The organism is Roseovarius litoreus (assembly GCF_900142765.1).
In the GTDB taxonomy this organism is placed as follows: domain Bacteria; phylum Pseudomonadota; class Alphaproteobacteria; order Rhodobacterales; family Rhodobacteraceae; genus Roseovarius; species Roseovarius litoreus.
Window position 1 is genome coordinate 18,488 of sequence record NZ_FRCB01000013.1, and the last position, 15,861, is coordinate 34,348.

14 protein-coding genes and 1 tRNA gene are annotated in these 15,861 nt (G+C 60.8%); 12 read left to right on the forward strand and 3 right to left on the reverse strand.

Annotated features, from left to right (window positions below):
- Positions 1 to 17: 17 nt before the first annotated feature.
- Complete coding sequence (locus F3H35_RS17625) at positions 18 to 839, forward strand: substrate-binding domain-containing protein (protein WP_149780852.1); 822 nt, start codon at positions 18 to 20, stop codon at positions 837 to 839.
- Positions 840 to 897: 58 nt separating this feature from the next.
- Positions 898 to 1,815 (forward strand): helix-turn-helix transcriptional regulator, encoded by a 918-nt coding sequence (locus F3H35_RS17630; RefSeq protein WP_149780853.1) that lies wholly within the window; start codon positions 898 to 900, stop codon positions 1,813 to 1,815.
- A 27-nt stretch (positions 1,816 to 1,842) separates the two neighbouring features.
- Here the strand turns inward: F3H35_RS17630 and F3H35_RS17635 are convergent, their stop codons facing one another.
- Both F3H35_RS17635 and F3H35_RS17640 read right to left on the reverse strand, forming a co-directional pair.
- On the reverse strand, positions 1,843 to 2,502 hold the full coding sequence (locus tag F3H35_RS17635; RefSeq protein ID WP_149780854.1) for a GntR family transcriptional regulator: 660 nt from the start codon (positions 2,500 to 2,502) through the stop codon (positions 1,843 to 1,845).
- A gap of 28 nt (positions 2,503 to 2,530) precedes the next feature.
- A complete protein-coding gene (locus F3H35_RS17640; RefSeq protein WP_149780855.1) occupies positions 2,531 to 5,452 on the reverse strand; it encodes an FAD-binding and (Fe-S)-binding domain-containing protein in 2,922 nt (973 codons plus the stop codon).
- Between the two features lie 122 nt (positions 5,453 to 5,574).
- On the opposite strand from F3H35_RS17640, the gene F3H35_RS17645 reads away from it, so the two are divergent.
- The 7 genes from F3H35_RS17645 (at position 5,575) to F3H35_RS17675 (ending at position 12,623) form a co-directional block, all read left to right on the forward strand.
- Complete coding sequence (locus tag F3H35_RS17645) at positions 5,575 to 6,759, forward strand: pyridoxal-phosphate-dependent aminotransferase family protein (protein ID WP_149780856.1); 1,185 nt, start codon at positions 5,575 to 5,577, stop codon at positions 6,757 to 6,759.
- A 163-nt stretch (positions 6,760 to 6,922) separates the two neighbouring features.
- Positions 6,923 to 7,897, forward strand: coding sequence for a TRAP transporter substrate-binding protein (locus F3H35_RS17650; RefSeq protein WP_149780857.1), 975 nt, complete (start codon positions 6,923 to 6,925; stop codon positions 7,895 to 7,897).
- Between the two features lie 136 nt (positions 7,898 to 8,033).
- Positions 8,034 to 8,585, forward strand: coding sequence for a TRAP transporter small permease (locus F3H35_RS17655; protein WP_149780858.1), 552 nt, complete (start codon positions 8,034 to 8,036; stop codon positions 8,583 to 8,585).
- Positions 8,585 to 9,865 (forward strand): TRAP transporter large permease, encoded by a 1,281-nt coding sequence (locus F3H35_RS17660; RefSeq protein ID WP_149780859.1) that lies wholly within the window; start codon positions 8,585 to 8,587, stop codon positions 9,863 to 9,865. Before F3H35_RS17655 ends, F3H35_RS17660 begins: the two co-directional genes overlap by 1 nt.
- A 9-nt stretch (positions 9,866 to 9,874) precedes the next feature.
- Complete coding sequence (locus tag F3H35_RS17665; RefSeq protein ID WP_149780860.1) at positions 9,875 to 10,648, forward strand: enoyl-CoA hydratase; 774 nt, start codon at positions 9,875 to 9,877, stop codon at positions 10,646 to 10,648.
- The gene (locus tag F3H35_RS17670) at positions 10,645 to 11,856 is read left to right on the forward strand and encodes a CaiB/BaiF CoA transferase family protein (RefSeq protein ID WP_149780861.1); all 1,212 of its coding nucleotides are present in this window, start codon (positions 10,645 to 10,647) and stop codon (positions 11,854 to 11,856) included. Before F3H35_RS17665 ends, F3H35_RS17670 begins: the two co-directional genes overlap by 4 nt.
- An 86-nt stretch (positions 11,857 to 11,942) precedes the next feature.
- Positions 11,943 to 12,623 carry a 2-keto-4-pentenoate hydratase gene (locus F3H35_RS17675; RefSeq protein ID WP_223228471.1) on the forward strand — a complete coding sequence of 227 codons (681 nt, stop codon included), beginning with the start codon at positions 11,943 to 11,945 and terminating at the stop codon, positions 12,621 to 12,623.
- 75 nt (positions 12,624 to 12,698) lie between these two features.
- On the opposite strand, the gene F3H35_RS17680 is transcribed toward F3H35_RS17675, so the two are convergent.
- Positions 12,699 to 12,774 (reverse strand) — tRNA-Lys (locus F3H35_RS17680).
- 97 nt (positions 12,775 to 12,871) lie between these two features.
- On the opposite strand from F3H35_RS17680, the gene dapF reads away from it, so the two are divergent.
- The 3 genes from dapF to F3H35_RS17695 all read left to right on the forward strand — a co-directional run bounded on the left by dapF (position 12,872) and on the right by F3H35_RS17695 (position 15,803).
- Positions 12,872 to 13,714: a diaminopimelate epimerase gene (gene dapF / locus F3H35_RS17685; protein ID WP_149780862.1), complete on the forward strand. Its 843-nt coding sequence runs from the start codon at positions 12,872 to 12,874 to the stop codon at positions 13,712 to 13,714.
- Complete coding sequence (gene mtaB / locus F3H35_RS17690) at positions 13,711 to 14,970, forward strand: tRNA (N(6)-L-threonylcarbamoyladenosine(37)-C(2))-methylthiotransferase MtaB (protein WP_149780863.1); 1,260 nt, start codon at positions 13,711 to 13,713, stop codon at positions 14,968 to 14,970. The genes dapF and mtaB overlap by 4 nt, the downstream gene beginning before the upstream one ends.
- A 221-nt stretch (positions 14,971 to 15,191) precedes the next feature.
- On the forward strand, positions 15,192 to 15,803 hold the full coding sequence (locus F3H35_RS17695; protein WP_149780864.1) for a glutathione S-transferase: 612 nt from the start codon (positions 15,192 to 15,194) through the stop codon (positions 15,801 to 15,803).
- The last annotated feature ends 58 nt before the right edge of the window (positions 15,804 to 15,861 follow it).

The following is a 15,861-nucleotide window of genomic DNA, read 5'->3' on the forward strand; positions in this document are numbered from 1 at the left end:
AAAGGGAGACTTATCTCATGACGTTCAAGACACGTATCCTCGCAACCACGGCACTCGTGGCCGGTATCGCCGCTTCAGGCGTGGCGGCGCAGGAGCAGTCGATCATCGTGCAATCCACGACCTCGACGGCAAATTCCGGCCTTTATGATCACTTGCTTCCGGTCTTCACACAAGAGACGGGCATTGCGGTCAATGTGGTTGCTGTCGGCACGGGACAAGCGATCAAGAACGCAGCAAATTGCGACGGGGATGTCTTGCTGGTCCACGCCAAGTCCGCCGAGGAGAAATTCGTCTCTGACGGTTTCGGGGTGGAACGCTTCGACCTGATGTACAACGATTTCGTCATTGTCGGCCCCGATGAGGATCCGGCCGGTGTGGGCGGGATGCAGGATGTTCAGGCAAGTCTCGAGAAGATCGCGTCGAGCGGTGCGGTCTTTGCCTCGCGCGGCGACGATTCAGGTACACACAAGAAGGAAATGAGCCTCTGGGCCTCTACAGGTATCGATCCGACATCGGGATCGGGTGCCTGGTATCGGGAGACCGGATCGGGCATGGGGGCCACGCTCAATGTGGCTGTGGGCATGGATGCCTATGCGATGACGGATCGCGCCACCTGGATCAGTTTCGAGAACAAGTCCGACTTCGAGATCCAGGTCGAAGGCGATGAGGATCTCTTCAATCAATACGGTGTGATCCTGGTCAATCCAGCGAAATGCGAGAACGTGAATGCCGAGGCTGGTCAGGCCTTTGTCGACTGGGTGATCTCGGATGCGGGTCAGGCCGCAATCGCGTCGTATCAATTGAATGGTCAGCAGCTCTTTTTCCCCAACGCGGATTAACCGCGAAGACTGACCATTTGGGCCGCGCCGGCACTTGTCGGCGCGGCCATCCTGAGGGATGATCGCACCGGAGATGCCGATGAACGATCACCCCGAGCTGACACAACATGAATTTCTGACCGTGCGCGAACTCGCCGAGTTGCTGCGCATCAAGGAGCGCAAGGTCTATGATCTTGCGGCATCGGGCGATGTGCCGGTGTCGCGTGCGACGGGCAAGCTGCTGTTTCCCCGCCGAGAGATCGAAGCATGGATCGCAAATGCCAGCAGCGGCGGCGCGACCAGGGGCTCCGGACCCAGGCCGGCGATCTGTCTTGGCAGTCACGACCCGCTGCTGGAATGGGCGATCCGACAATCGCGCTGCGGGCTGGCGTCTTTCTTCGAAGGAAGTATGGACGGGCTGAACCGGTTCTGTGCCGGCGAGGGTGTGATGGCAGGGCTTCATCTTCATGACGAAGCTAGCGGCGAGTGGAACCTGCCACATGTCGCCAAACGCTGTTCTGGCGAGAACGCGGTGCTGGTGTCATGGGCGAGACGATCCAGAGGGCTGGTGCTTCGCCCCGAGCTTGATAGGGACGTGACGGGGCTGCCCGATCTGGCGGGACGTATTTTCATCCCGCGTCAGAAAGATACCGGCACGCAAAGGCTGTTCGAGGCACTTGCGGCAGACGCGGGATTGTCCTTGCAGGATTTGCGCGTCACCGACACGGCGCCAAGTGAAACCGATTCCGTGATCGCCGTGGCCGAAGGGCTTGCAGACGCGACCTTCGGGCTCGAGGCGCTGGCGCGGCAGTACAACCTGCCGTTCGTTCCGGTGATCGAGGAACGCTTTGATCTGCTGGTGGACCGTCGCTCGTGGTTTGAGCCGCAAATGCAACGGCTTCTTGCATTCTGCCGCAGTGACAGCTTCCAGTCCCACGCTGGTCATATGGCGGGATACCGGCTTGAGGATTTGGGTGCGGTGCTCTGGAACGCCTGATCGGTGTGCGCGCACCTGACTGCCGGATCAGCTTTTCACGCGGATCGATGTCAATTTCTGCAGAAGATGATCCCGCATCAACCGGCTGGTGGTCTCGGCGTCGCGCGCGGCGAGGGCCTTTGCGATGGCTTCATGCTCTTCGACCGCGGCGCGCCAGCGCTGTGGGGTGAGGTTCGCCTGATACCGCGCCCGTTGAACCCGGTGGGCCAGAAGCTCGTGTGACTTGACCAGAGTGTCATTGCCTGAAGCGGCAAGAATTTCCTGATGTATGGCCTGATTGATCCGGAAATATCTGGGCCGGTCGGTTTGAGCATAGGATTGGCGCAACTCTTCCGTCATCGCGGTGATCTGCGCCAGTTCGGCATCGCTGGCCACCTGTGCGGTCAGTTCTCCGGCCAAACCCTCAAGTGCCGCGAGAACATGGAAGACTTCGGCAATCTCGGCCTCGCTTTGACGGGTGATGACCGCTCCGCGATGCGGGATCAATTCCAGCAAGCCTTCTGCGGCCAACACCTTGAGCGCCTCGCGCAGTGGCGTACGAGAGACGCCGAACTGCGTGGTGAGAGCCTTTTCGTTGATCTTTTCGCCCGGCTGCATGACCCCTTCGAGGATCATCTGCCGCAGCCTGTTGGTGATTTCAACGGCCAGCGCGGTGCGCCCGATCGGATCTGGTTTCAACTGGCTCATTTCGGGCTCTTGCTGGTTGCTACTCACCTCATCCCCCATCTTTTAACGCATTTTGCGACGCCCTGTCGAAAACTTCCGCGATATGCAGGGGATGACGTCCCGTGCCATCGCAAATCTGGTGACGACACGAGGTGCCATTGGCCACGATCAGGTCATCCGCCGCAGCCTCGCGCACGGCGGGCAGCAATGACAGCTCTCCCATCCGGATCGACACGTCATAGGTGTCCGCACCATAGCCAAAGGCACCGGCCATGCCGCAGCAGCTGCTTTCGATCGTCTGCGAGTCGAGACCGGGAACCAGCGCAAGGGCCGCATCCATGTCCGACATCACGCCTGCAGCCTTCTGGTGGCAGTGGCCATGCACGCGTGCCGATATGCCGGGGGATGCCATCGGCAGATCGAAGCGGCCAGCCTTGGCCTCGCGGGCTATGAATTCCTCGAACAGAAGGGCGTTTTCGGACAGAGCCTTGGCCTCGTCACCCGGCAACAGGGTCAGGAACTCGTCGCGCAGGGTTAGTAGGCAGGACGGCTCCAGCCCGACGATAGGCACACCTGCGCGCACATGCGGCATCAGCGCTTGAAGTGTCCTGCGCGCTTCGGCGCGGGCCTTGTCGATCATGCCAGCGGCAAGATAGGTCCGCCCGCAACACAAGGGACGGCCCGGCGCATCGGCGGCGATCACGTCGTATCCCGCGCGTGTCAGGACATTCAGGGCAGCGCGGGGAATTCCCGGCTCCATCCAGCGATTGAAGGTGTCCGTGAACAGAAGAACCTTCCCCTTGGACGCTTGGCCGGTCGTTTTTCCGATCTCGGCGTCGCGAAAGAAATCGCCGCGAAATTCCGGCAGGCTCCGCTGGCGGGCCAACCCGAAAAGCTTCTCCCCAAGGGCCGCCAATGCAGGCACTTTATTGCGCAGGCGGATGAATCCCCGCAGCGCCACGGCCAACCGCGCATATCGCGGCATCTCGGCGATCAGGCGCTCGCGGCGGCCATAGCCCAGTTTCTGCCCGCGCTGATACAGAACCTCGGTTTTCATCTTGGCCATGTCGACCCCGGTCGGGCATTCGCGTTTGCACGCCTTGCAGCCGACACAAAGCTTCATCGTCTCAGCCATCTCGTCCGAGAAGAGCGCGTCCTTGCCAAGCCGTCCAGACAGCGCCAGCCGCAGGGTATTGGCACGGCCACGTGTCACGTCGCGTTCATCGCGGGTCACCCTGTAGCTGGGGCACATCGCGCCACCCTTGAGCTTGCGGCAGGCGCCATTGTTGTTGCACATCTCGACGGCGCCCTGAAATCCGCCGCCCTTCCCGGGCCATGCCGACCAGTCATGCCCGGTCTTGACGTCGTCAAAGCTGTAATCGGGCGGGTACCGCATCAGGCTGCGATCATCCATCTTGGGCGCATGCACGATCTTGCCGGGGTTCAGGCGGCTTTCCGGATCGAAGGCGGCCTTGACCTCTTCGAAGGCTGCAAGGATGCGCGGTCCGAACATCTTGCCGTGAAACTCCGAGCGCACGATCCCGTCGCCATGTTCCCCCGAATGCGAGCCCTTGTAGGCGCTGACCATGTCGAATGCGGCTTCGGCAATCTCGCGCATGGCGCGAACGTCCTTTTCCAGCTTGAGGTTCAGCACGGGCCGCACATGCAGACAGCCTTCCGAGGCATGTGCATACCATGTGCCCTCGGTGCCGTGACTATGGAATACCTCGGTCAGCCGGTCGGTGTAATCTGCCAGATGCTCTAGCGGGACGGCGCAATCCTCGACGAAGGAGACGGGTTTGCCCTCGTCCTTCATCGACATCATGATGTTGAGCCCCGCCTTGCGCAATTCGCCGATATCAGCAGCAAGGTTCATGTCCCAGACCTCGACCACGCCACCTTCGCGCTCTGCGCCCTTGCCGAAGCCGAATCCGAGATCCGACATGGTATCCTGCAATCGGCGCATGTTTTCTTCGTTCTCGGCCTGGCTGTCGGCGAATTCGACGAACAGCATCGCGGCGGGCGCGCCGCGAACGAACTCTTCCAGCGTCTTTGCGTAGATCGGGATCGACCGTGCCAGGCCGATCATCGTACTGTCCACAAGTTCGACCGAGGTGGGCGCAAGCCCGACCAGAGGCTTTGCGGCCTCCATCGCGGCGCGGAACGTCGGGAAGTGGCATACGCCGAGAACGCGTGTCTTGGAGGGCAGCGGCGAGAGTTTGATCTCGATTGCGGTGGACAGGGCAAGCGTCCCTTCCGACCCGATCAGCAGATGCGCAAGGTTGATCGGCCGTTCGCCGGGCACCAGTGCGTCGATGTTGTAGCCACCGACTCGGCGCTGCACCTTCGGGAAGCGTTCGGCGATTTCAAGCGCTTCCCTTGCGCCCAAATCCAGCATTTGCCGTAGCAGGGTTTCGGGAACGCGGTTGCCGCTTCCGGGGCCGAAATCGAACGCTGTTCCATCTGCCAGAAGCCCTTCGATCCGGTCGACATTGTCCCGCGTCGTGCCATAGCGAAGCGAACGTGAGCCGCAGGAGTTGTTCCCGACCATGCCGCCGATCGTCGCGCGCGACGCGGTCGAGACATCCACCGGAAACCAGAGTCCGTGGGGTTTGAGCTGTCGGTTGAGGTCATCCAGAACGATCCCCGGCTCCACAACGGCGCGCCGTCCCTCGATATCGAGTTCGAGTATGCGGTTGAGGTGTTTCGAACAGTCGACAACCAGCCCGGCGTTGACCGTCTGTCCGCATTGCGACGTGCCGCCGCCGCGCATGGTGATGGGAATCCCCGCGTCGCGTGCCGCATCAAGTGCTGCGGCCACATCATCCGCAGATTTGGGAATCACCACGCCGGCCGGCATGATCTGGTAGATGGACGCGTCCGTGGCATAGCGCCCACGGGAAAAGGAATCGGTCAAAACCTCGCCCCGAACCTCACGCGCCAAATGAGCCAAGGTCTTTTCTTTCAACATTCCATCCATTCCCGCAAAAATATTTCGTGACGTCTTGACATAATATTGAATTCATAATTCACTTCAACACAATTCACGAGCCTGCAATGTCGGGCTCTGACGTTATTCGGGAGAACGACCACATGACTGCCGGCCGCCATTTTCTTCAAATCCCTGGCCCATCCAATGTCCCTGATCGCATTCTGCGCGCCATGGATTATCCGACCATGGATCACCGTGGTCCTGCCTTTGCAGATGTGGGCCGCAAGGCCCTTGAAGGTATGAAGTCGATCTTCAAGACCGAGTCGCGCGTCGTCATTTACCCGTCCTCCGGAACCGGCGCTTGGGAAGCCGCCTTGGTGAACACGCTGTCGCCAGGCGATACCGTGCTGATGTACGAGACCGGCCATTTCGCGACCCTGTGGAAGAAGCTGGCGGAGAAGCTGGGTCTCAACCCGGTGTTCATCGAAGGCGACTGGCGCGGGGGCGCCGATGCCGACGCGATCGAAGCCCGCCTGAAGGACGACAAGACCCATGAGATCAAGGCAGTCTGTGTCGTGCACAACGAAACCTCGACCGGTGCCGTGACGCCGGTTGCAAAGGTGCGCAAGGCAATCGACTCCGCAGGACATCCCGCGCTGTTGATGGCCGACACGATTTCGTCGCTGGCATCGGTTGATTTCCGTCATGACGAATGGGGCGTGGACGTGACGGTGTCGGGCTCGCAAAAGGGCCTGATGTTGCCACCCGGCCTGTCTTTCAACGCCATCAGCGAGAAGGCTCTGAAGGTGGCGGAAACAGCCGGTCTCAAGCATTCCTATTGGAGCTGGGATGAAATGGCCGGTCCGAACGAGACGGGCTACTTCCCTTATACCCCGGCGACCAATCTGCTCTATGGCCTGAATGAAGCCATCGACATGCTGCACGAAGAGGGGCTGGACAACGTCTTTGCCCGCCACAAGCGCCATGCCGAAGCGACACGCGCCGCTGTCGAAGCATGGGGCCTCGAGGTGCTGTGCAAGGTGCCCGAGCATCGCTCGCCGGTTCTGACAGCCGTGATGATGCCCGAAGGTCATTCCGCTGATCGGTTCCGTTCGGTGACCTTGCAGAATTATGACATGTCGCTCGGCAATGGCCTGTCCAAGGTGGCTGACCGGGTGTTTCGTATCGGTCATCTGGGTGATTTCAACGACCTGATGCTGTGCGGCACCCTTTCGGGTGTGGAAATGGGCCTGCGTGATGCCGGTGTCCCGCACAGGGCAGGGGGCGTTCAGGCGGCGCTTGATGTGCTTGGGCGTAAATTTGGCGCCGAACGCGCCGCGGCGTGATATAGACTGACGATCATTGCGGGCGGAGGGAGGGCCGCCCGCGATAACCCCTCGAAACGTCAAGGGGATGAGCACGAAAGTGAACCGCGCAAACCGGGCGACGAAACGGCCCTCGGGCATCGCACCGGTCGCTGCGCAAAATCGAAACCTATGGGAGGATCACATGAAAAAAACATTGCTTGCAACGGCACTTGCTTCGCTGATGGCCGTACCGGCTGCGGCGGCGGACCTGACATTGAAGTTCGGCCATGTCGGCGCACCCGGCTCTTTGTTCGAAGCCACGGTGAACCATTACGCAGCCTGTGTCGGCGATAAATCCGGCGGCTCCGTAGAGGTACAGACCTTCGGGTCGTCCCAGCTGGGCAAGGACAAGGAACTGCTTCAGAAGCTGAAGCTGGGTCAGGTCGATTTCGCGCTGCCGTCCTCGATCATGTCGTCGGTCAGCGACGTCTTCGGCATCTTTGAAATGCCCTATATCATCAAGGACCGCGATCACATGCGCCGTGTCCAGGACGCCATGATGGACAAACTGCAGGGCGAGGCTCAGGCAAACGGCTACTACATCGTCGGCCTGGCGGAAAATGGCTTCCGCCACATCACCAACAATGTGCGCCCGATCAATGTTCCGGCCGACCTCGAGGGGATCAAGCTGCGCACACCGAATGGCGCCTGGCGTGTGAAGATGTTCCAGCAGTATGGTGCAAACCCGACCCCGATGGCCTTCTCGGACGTGTTCACGGCGCTGCAGACGGGTGTGATCGACGGTCAGGAAAACCCCTATGCACAGATCGCTTCGGCCAAGTTCCAGGAAGTGCAGAAATACCTGTCGATCACCGGTCACGTCTATACGCCGGCCTATATCCTGGCGTCCGACAAGACATTCTCGGGCTATTCGGATGAGGTGAAGCAGGTCCTGACGGATTGCGCGGCTGAGACCCAGACCTTCACCTATGAGAAGGCCGCTGCGCTTGAGACCGAACTTCTTCAGGTCATCAAGGATGCGGGCGTCGAGGTGAACGAAGCCGACAAGAATGCCTTCATCGAAGCTTCCCAGCCCATCTACGAGGGCTTCGCAGCAGAAGTCGAAGGCGCTCAGGAAATGATCGACCAGGTTCTTGCCCTCGGTCAGTCAAGCTGATCCCTGAATAGATCACCGGCGGCCTGAAAAGGCCGCCGGTATGGCCCTTACTCTCTCTCTGCCATTGTCCGACACGCATCTGCCCCTCACCGGGTGGGCTAGTCGAGGTCGGGACTTATGCGAAAAGAAAGCAAACATGACAGGTCTGAATCGCATCCACCAGTTTCTCAGCAGGATCCTGGAGGGCGTGACCATACTTCTGATGGTCATGCTTACAGTCATGGTCATCGTCGCGGTGATCGCACGCCTGATGGGGCAAAGCTTTTCTTGGTATGACGAAGTTGCAGCGATCATGCTGGCATGGATCACCTATTACGGCTCGGCCCTTGCGGCATTGCATCGCCGCCATATCGGATTCGACTCGGTTTTGCTGGCTTTGCCGCCGCAGTATCGCATGGGCGCGGTTCTGCTGGGCGAGTTGCTGGTCCTGACATTCTTCGTCCTGATGGCGCGGGCCGGGTTCCAGGTCCTCGAGGTTCTGGCCGGAGACAGGCTTGTGTCACTGACTTGGGTGCCCATCCAGTTCACCCAATCGGTCATCCCGATCGGGGCGATCCTGTTCATCATCTGTCAGATCGTCAGCCTGCCCGATTACTGGATGAAGACCAAACGCGGTATCTCGCTTGAACATGCAGAGATCGAGGAAGAGGTCGAAACCGAACTTCAAAAGAACAAGGATCGCGCCTGATGCTTATGCTTGCCATTTTCCTGGCCCTTGTGGCGATGATCTGCATCAACGTGCCGATCGCCGTGGCACTGGCGCTTGCCGGTGTCCTTGGGTTGCTGGTGTCCGAAGGGCCTTCGAGCCTCGTGACCATCGCTCTCGACATGTATGACGGATCGACCAAGTTCTCGCTGATCGCGATCCCGATGTTCGTGCTGGCCGGTGCCATCATGAACGCGGGCGGTATCACCGACCGTCTCATCAACTTCGTCTCAGCGCTGATCGGGTTCATCCGTGGCGGTCTGGCGATGGTCAATATCGGTGTGTCGCTGTTCTTTGCCGAAATCTCCGGCTCTGCTGTGGCCGACGTTGCCGCGATGGGCTCGATCCTGATCCCGCAGATGAAAAAGCGCGGCTATTCCAAGGAATTGTCGGCTGCGGTCACATCGTCATCGGCATCGCTTGCGATCATCATTCCACCATCCATCCCGATGATCCTCTATGCGGCCTCGGCAAACACCTCGGTCGAGCAGCTGTTCGTGGCGGGCATTGTGCCGGGGCTTCTCGGTGCGGGTGGTCTGATGCTCGTGGCCTATATCTTCGCGCGCCGCTACAACCTGCCCACCGAAGATGCGTTCAACATTCCCCGCCTTCGGGAAACCTTTGTCGATGCGCTGCCGGCCTTCACGCTGCCGGTCATCATCCTCGGTGGTATCTTCGGCGGTTTCGTGACTGCCACGGAAGCGGCGGGTCTTGCCGTTCTCGGAGCGATCGTCGTGTCGGGATGGTATAACCAGATCGATCTCAAGCACCTGCGCCGCGCCATGTTGGATGGTGGCATTCAAACTGCCGTCGTGATGCTTCTGGTGGCGGCGTCGGTTCTGATGGGTGGGTTCCTGACTCGGGCCCAGATTCCTCAGCAGCTTGCCGAAGGCATTCTGGCCATCACCTCCGAGCAGTGGATGATTCTGCTGATCCTGAACTTCTTCTTCCTGATCATCGGGTTCTTCCTGCATTCCGCGGCGGCCATCATCCTGGTGGTTCCCATCGTCATTCCGCTGATTACCGCGGCCGGTATCGACCCCGTGCATTTCGGTCTGGTGGTGACCCTGAACCTGGCGATCGGACAGCAGACACCGCCCGTGGCATCGGTGCTGATCACTGCCTGTGCAGTGGCACGCGCCAACATCTGGGAGGTGTCCAAGGTCAACATCTGGTTCATTCTGGTTCTGCTGGCTGTCCTCATGCTGTGCACCTATGTGCCGTCGGTTCCTCTGTTCCTTGTCGAATATTTCTACAGATAAGGGATTGGCATGACCGAACTGACTCACGAGATCCGCGGGCATACCCTGTGGATCTCATTCAACCGACCCCAGGCGCGCAACGCCCTGACCTTCGAGATGTATGAGGGGCTTGCCGAGCTGTGCCGGACTGTTCCGACAGATGGCAGCTTGCGGGCAGTGGTGCTGTCGGGCGCGGGTGGCAAGGCATTTGCCGCCGGCACCGACATGACCCAGTTCCGCGCCTTCGACAAGGCACAGGATGCGCTGGATTACGAGGCGCGGATCGATGCGGTGCTGGATGCCGTGGAGCGCTGCCCTTTGCCCACGGTCGCTGCCATCAACGGGGCCTGCACAGGTGGCGGAGCGGCCATCGCCGCGGCCTGCGACCTGCGCATCGCGGCTTCGAACCTCAAGTTCGGATTCCCGATCGCACGCACGCTTGGCAATTGCCTCGCTGCGGCGAACCTGGCGCGGCTCTCGTCGCTGATGGGGGTGGGCCGCGTCCGCGAAATGATCTTCACGGCCCGGTTGATCGAGGCCGAGGAAGCCCATGCCTGTGGCCTGATCTCGGAGATCCTGCCCGATGAGGCCGCCTTGATGGACCGCGCCGCCGCCTTGGCAAACCATCTTGCCGGCATGGCACCCCTGACCCTGCGCGCCACCAAGGAGGCGATGCGCCGTACGCAGGCCGCCGCCCGCGCCGAGGATGCCGACCTGATTGAACTATGCTACATGAGTAACGATTTCCGGCACGGGCTTGAGGCCTTTCTTGCCAAGCAGAAACCGGAATGGACAGGGACATGACCAAAGGATCCGAAAACGGCCCTCTGGCTGGAATGAAAGTCGTCGAACTGGCTCATATCATGGCCGGCCCCGTTTGCGGGCTGATGCTTGCCGATATGGGGGCCGATGTCATCAAGGTGGAAAAACCGGATGGCGATGACAGCCGCAGATTTGTGCCGCCCGCGATCAACGGTGAATCCGCCGCCTACATGATGATGAACCGCAACAAGCGCGGCATCGCTCTGAACCTCAAAGAGCCCGATGCGGTCACGGCGCTGCGGCGTCTGCTGGAAGAAGCCGATGTGGTGATCGAAAATTACCGCATGGGCACCATGGAACGTCTGGGCCTGGGATATGAAGAGCTGCGCGCCCTCAATCCACGTTTGATCTACTGTGAAATCTCGGGTTTTGGCCGCACCGGTCCTTATGCGCAACGCGGGGGCTTTGATCTGATCGCCCAGGGCATGTCAGGGCTGATGTCGATCACCGGTGAAGGGCCGGGCCGCCCGCCTGTCAAGCCCGGTGCCCCGATTTCCGACATCACCGCCGGTATCATCGCCGCCATGGGCGTCTCGGCGGCCTACGCCCGAATGCTGCAGACCGGCCAGGGGCAAAAGGTCGATACGTCGCTGTTCGAGGCGGCGATCACCCAGACCTATTGGCAGTCCGCCATCGCCTTTGCCACAGGGGTAGCGCCCGGTCCGCTTGGGTCCGCCCATCCCCTCAACGCGCCTTACCAATCCTTCCGCACGGCGGATGGCTGGATCAACGTGGGCGCTGCCAATCAACGCAACTGGCTGCGCTTTCTCGAGGTGATCGGTGCGCCGGAATTGGGGGAAGATCCCAGATTCGCCAACAATCACGACCGTATGCAGCACCTTGCCGAGCTTGAGAGCATCCTGAATGAAAAGTTGGCCACCCAGACGACAGCCACCTGGCTTGACCGGATGGAGAAGGCAGGGCTGCCTGCTGGTCCAGTGCTCGACATTCTGGAAATGCAGGCCGATCCGCAGGCCTTGGCGCGCGACATGATCGTCGAGCTGGATCATCCGAGCGCGGGTCCGGTGAAAACACTCGGACATCCGGTGAAATTCAGCGAGACACCAGCCTCGATCCGCGGCGCCGCACCTGTTCTGGGTCAGCACAGCCGCGAGGTTTTGTCCGAAGCCGGCTATGACGGCGAGACCATCGATGCGATGATCTCAGCCGGCGCCGTGATCGCGCCCTGAGTACCGTGACCAGCCTTGAGCCCTCGAATGTAGTGCAGCTGGCCGAATTGCTGGCCATGGCACGGCGTGGTGGCCCCAAGGTCCCCTTGGCGGCGGGCAAGGGCCTTACGCGCGAGCAGGCCTTTGCCGTCCAGTCGCGTCTGATCGCCGAGTTTGGGCCAGTGGGTGGGTTCAAAGTGGCCTGCCCGCCGGATGCCCCGATCGTGATTGCCCCGATTTTCGCAAAGGATATCGCGCAAAGCCCGGCCCGGTTTGCGGTCCCGCCCGGTGAAAGCGTGGGCATCGAGCTGGAATATGCCTATCGTCTGACGTCACCACTGCCGGCCGCGACAGCGCCGGATTTCAAGGACCATCTGCGGTCATCGGTCGAATTGCTTCCCGTGATCGAGCTTGTTCAATCCCGGCTGGAAGACCCTGCAAGTGCGGATCCGATCTTGAAAATGGCGGATAATCAACTCAACGGCGCGCTTGTTCTTGGGACGCCTTTTGCAGCGGGGGCACCGTTCGACACATCCCGCGCCAGCGGCCATTTGAAAGCCGGGGACGAGGTGCTGTTGGATGGCGTCGCGAAAGTCCCCGGCGGAGATGCGTTTGAGACGCTTTACAAACTTGCCATTGCCATAGGGGAGCATTGTGGCGGCTTGCAGGTTGGACAGGTGGTTATCACTGGCTCGCTTAACGGCTTGCCGTGGGTCCTGCCCGAAAAGCAGGTCCATGGTCACATTGACGGACTTGGTGACGTCAGCCTGCTGTTGACAGCGGAATAACGTCCCTGACCAGACAAACAGCCCTGCCAACGCCCGATCATCGCGGAGAACCACATGACGTATTTTTTGTTATAGTGGTGAGCCGTGCAGGATTCGAACCTGCGACCCACTGATTAAAAGTCAGTTGCTCTACCAACTGAGCTAACGGCCCACTAGGCGGCCTATCTAGAAAGAGCAGAGCAGGGGGTCAACCCCGAAATTGCGCGATTTGGATGCGGGTGCTGGATTCGTTCCGGCGCCGGGTTTATATGCCACGCATGAGCATGCAAAAAGACACCGGTTTGCCTTTCATGAAGATGCACGGGCTTGGCAACGATTTTGTCGTGCTGGATGCGCGTGCGCGCTCGCTCGAGGTCACGCCTGCCCTCGCGATTGCCCTTGCAGACAGGCATAAAGGCGTCGGGTTCGACCAGCTTGCCGTCATAAGCCTTGGCCAGCGAGACGCGCATCTTACATTTTATAATGCAGATGGGTCGACCTCGGCTGCTTGCGGGAATGCGACGCGCTGCATCGCGCGTTTTCTGATGGACGAATCAGGGCAAGGCGAACTCTGCCTGACCACCGATCGCGGCGATCTGTATGCGCTGGATCGGGGAGAGGGTATGACTGCGGTCAATATGGGCCAGCCGCAGTTGGACTGGCAGGATATTCCCCTTGCCGAAGCCATGGATACTGTCGAACTTCCGATCGAAGGAGGGCCATCGGCTACGGGGATGGGCAACCCGCATTGCACGTTCTTTGTCGAGGATGCCGAGGCGATTCCCCTTGAGCAGTTTGGCCCGCGATATGAGCATCATCCGCTTTATCCTGAACGCACGAATGTGCAGGTCGTGAGCGTGATTGGCCCCGATCATTTGCGGATGCGCGTGTGGGAGCGGGGGGTTGGGCATACGCTCGCGTCGGGGTCGTCATCATGTGCGGCGGCGGTCGCGGCGGCCCGCAGGGGGCTCACAAGCCGCAAGGTGCGGATCGATCTGGACGGTGGAACACTACATATAGACTGGCGCGAGGATGGAGTCTGGATGACGGGGCCGACGGCGCATGTGTTCGACGGGGTTCTGACGCAAGAGTTTCTGGAGGGGCTGGGATGACCGGCGCACCCAAATTCACCACGCTCGGGTGCCGCCTGAATGCCTATGAAACCGAGGCGATGAAGGAGCTGAGCCAGCAGGCGGGGCTGGAAAATGCAGTGATCATAAATACTTGCGCGGTCACGGCCGAGGCTGTGCGCAAGGCCCGGCAAGAGATCCGAAGGCTGCGGCGGGAAAACCCGACCGCCCGGCTGATCGTCACCGGATGCGCGGCACAGACCGAGCCCGAAACCTTCACCGCCATGCCCGAAGTGGACGCCGTCATCGGCAATACCGAGAAGATGCAGCCCGCCACATGGGCCGGGCTTGCCGCAGATTTCATAGGAGAAACAGAGGCTTGCCAGGTCGACGACATCATGTCCGTAACCGAAACGGCCGGCCATCTGATCGACGGGTTCGGGACGCGGAGCCGGGCTTATGTGCAGGTGCAGAACGGGTGCGATCATCGGTGCACGTTTTGCATCATTCCGTTCGGGCGCGGAAATTCGCGGTCGGTGCCGGCGGGGGTTGTGGTGGATCAGATCAAGCGATTGGTCGACCGGGGCTTTAACGAAGTGGTGCTCACGGGCGTCGATCTGACCAGCTGGGGGGCCGATCTGCCCGCCGAACCGAGGCTTGGAGATCTGGTCATGCGCATCCTGAAACTGGTGCCCGATCTTCCGCGCCTGCGGATTTCCTCTATTGATTCCATAGAGGTAGATGACAACCTGATGCAGGCGATCGCCACCGAGAAACGCCTCATGCCGCATCTGCATCTGAGCTTGCAGCATGGGGACGACCTGATTCTCAAAAGAATGAAGAGACGGCACCTCAGGGATGATGCGATCCGGTTCGTGGAGGAGGCGCGGGGGCTGCGGGCGGAGATGACATTCGGGGCGGATATCATCGCGGGCTTTCCGACCGAGACCGAGGCGGCTTTTGTCAACTCATTGAAATTAGTGGAAGAATGTGACCTGACATGGCTGCATGTCTTTCCCTACAGCCCAAGGCCGGGCACGCCGGCTGCACGGATGCCGCAAGTGAACGGGCGCGACATCAAGGAGCGCGCGGCGCGGCTGAGGGCGGCGGGCGAGCGGCAGGTGACACGACATCTGGCAGAGCAGCAGGGGCGCACCCACCACATATTGATGGAAAGCGCGCGCATGGGCCGGACGGAACAGTTCACCGAAGTGACCTTCGACGCCGATCAGAGCGAGGGACATATCGTGACCGCCACCATCGCGGGCACCCGCGGCCATCAGCTTGTCGCCGCCTGAAGATCGTACGATCCGTACGAAACCTACGCGCGTTTGGGACCAAACGATGAAGCAATCCCCGGATTTGTGTCCATCCCGTACACAACGGCCTCAAAACCCGCGCTCCGGCGCCCTGAAGGGCAGCCCGAAACAGGGCGCATCGAGAGGGCTGGCAAAGGCGGCGGAGCGCCCCTAAGGTCGATCATCGGATCGTGCGATCATCCGACCCTCAGGAGGCTCCAATGAAACTCATGTCGTCCCCGACCTCGCCTTTCGTACGCAAGGTGCATGTGCTGCTGCATGAAACCGGCCAGTACGAAGCGATCGACATCTACGCCAAACCGACCAGCCCCTTCGACACCGCCCCCGAAGTGGCGACAGCCAACCCATTGGGAAAGATCCCGGCGCTGATCCGCGAGGACGGGCCGACGCTTTATGACAGTCGGGTGATCTGCCGGTTTCTGGACGATCACGCCAAGGCGGGGCTTTATCCCGACGGGCGCATCTGGGAGACGCTGACGCTGGAGGCGACGGCGGACGGGATCATGGAGGCAGCGGTCCTGATGCTCTACGAGCACAAGCTGCGCCCGGCGGAAGCGGTGCTGGACAGCTGGGTGGATGCGCAATGGTCCAAGATCGAGCGCGCGGTCTCGGCGCTGAATGCGCGCTGGATGAGCCATCTGCGCGGGCCGCTAGACATGGGCCAGATCGCGGTCGGCTGTGCCTTGGGATATCTGGATTTCCGCCATGACGCGCGCGGCTGGCGCAAGGGAAATGACGCGCTGGACGATTGGTACGCGGTCTTTTCGCAGCGCGAGAGCATGAAGCTCACGGCGCCGGCGGATGCGGTCTAACCCCACTTGCACCGGCCTGCCGGGCGGACCGGTCTTGGAAAAGACCGGTCCGGACTGT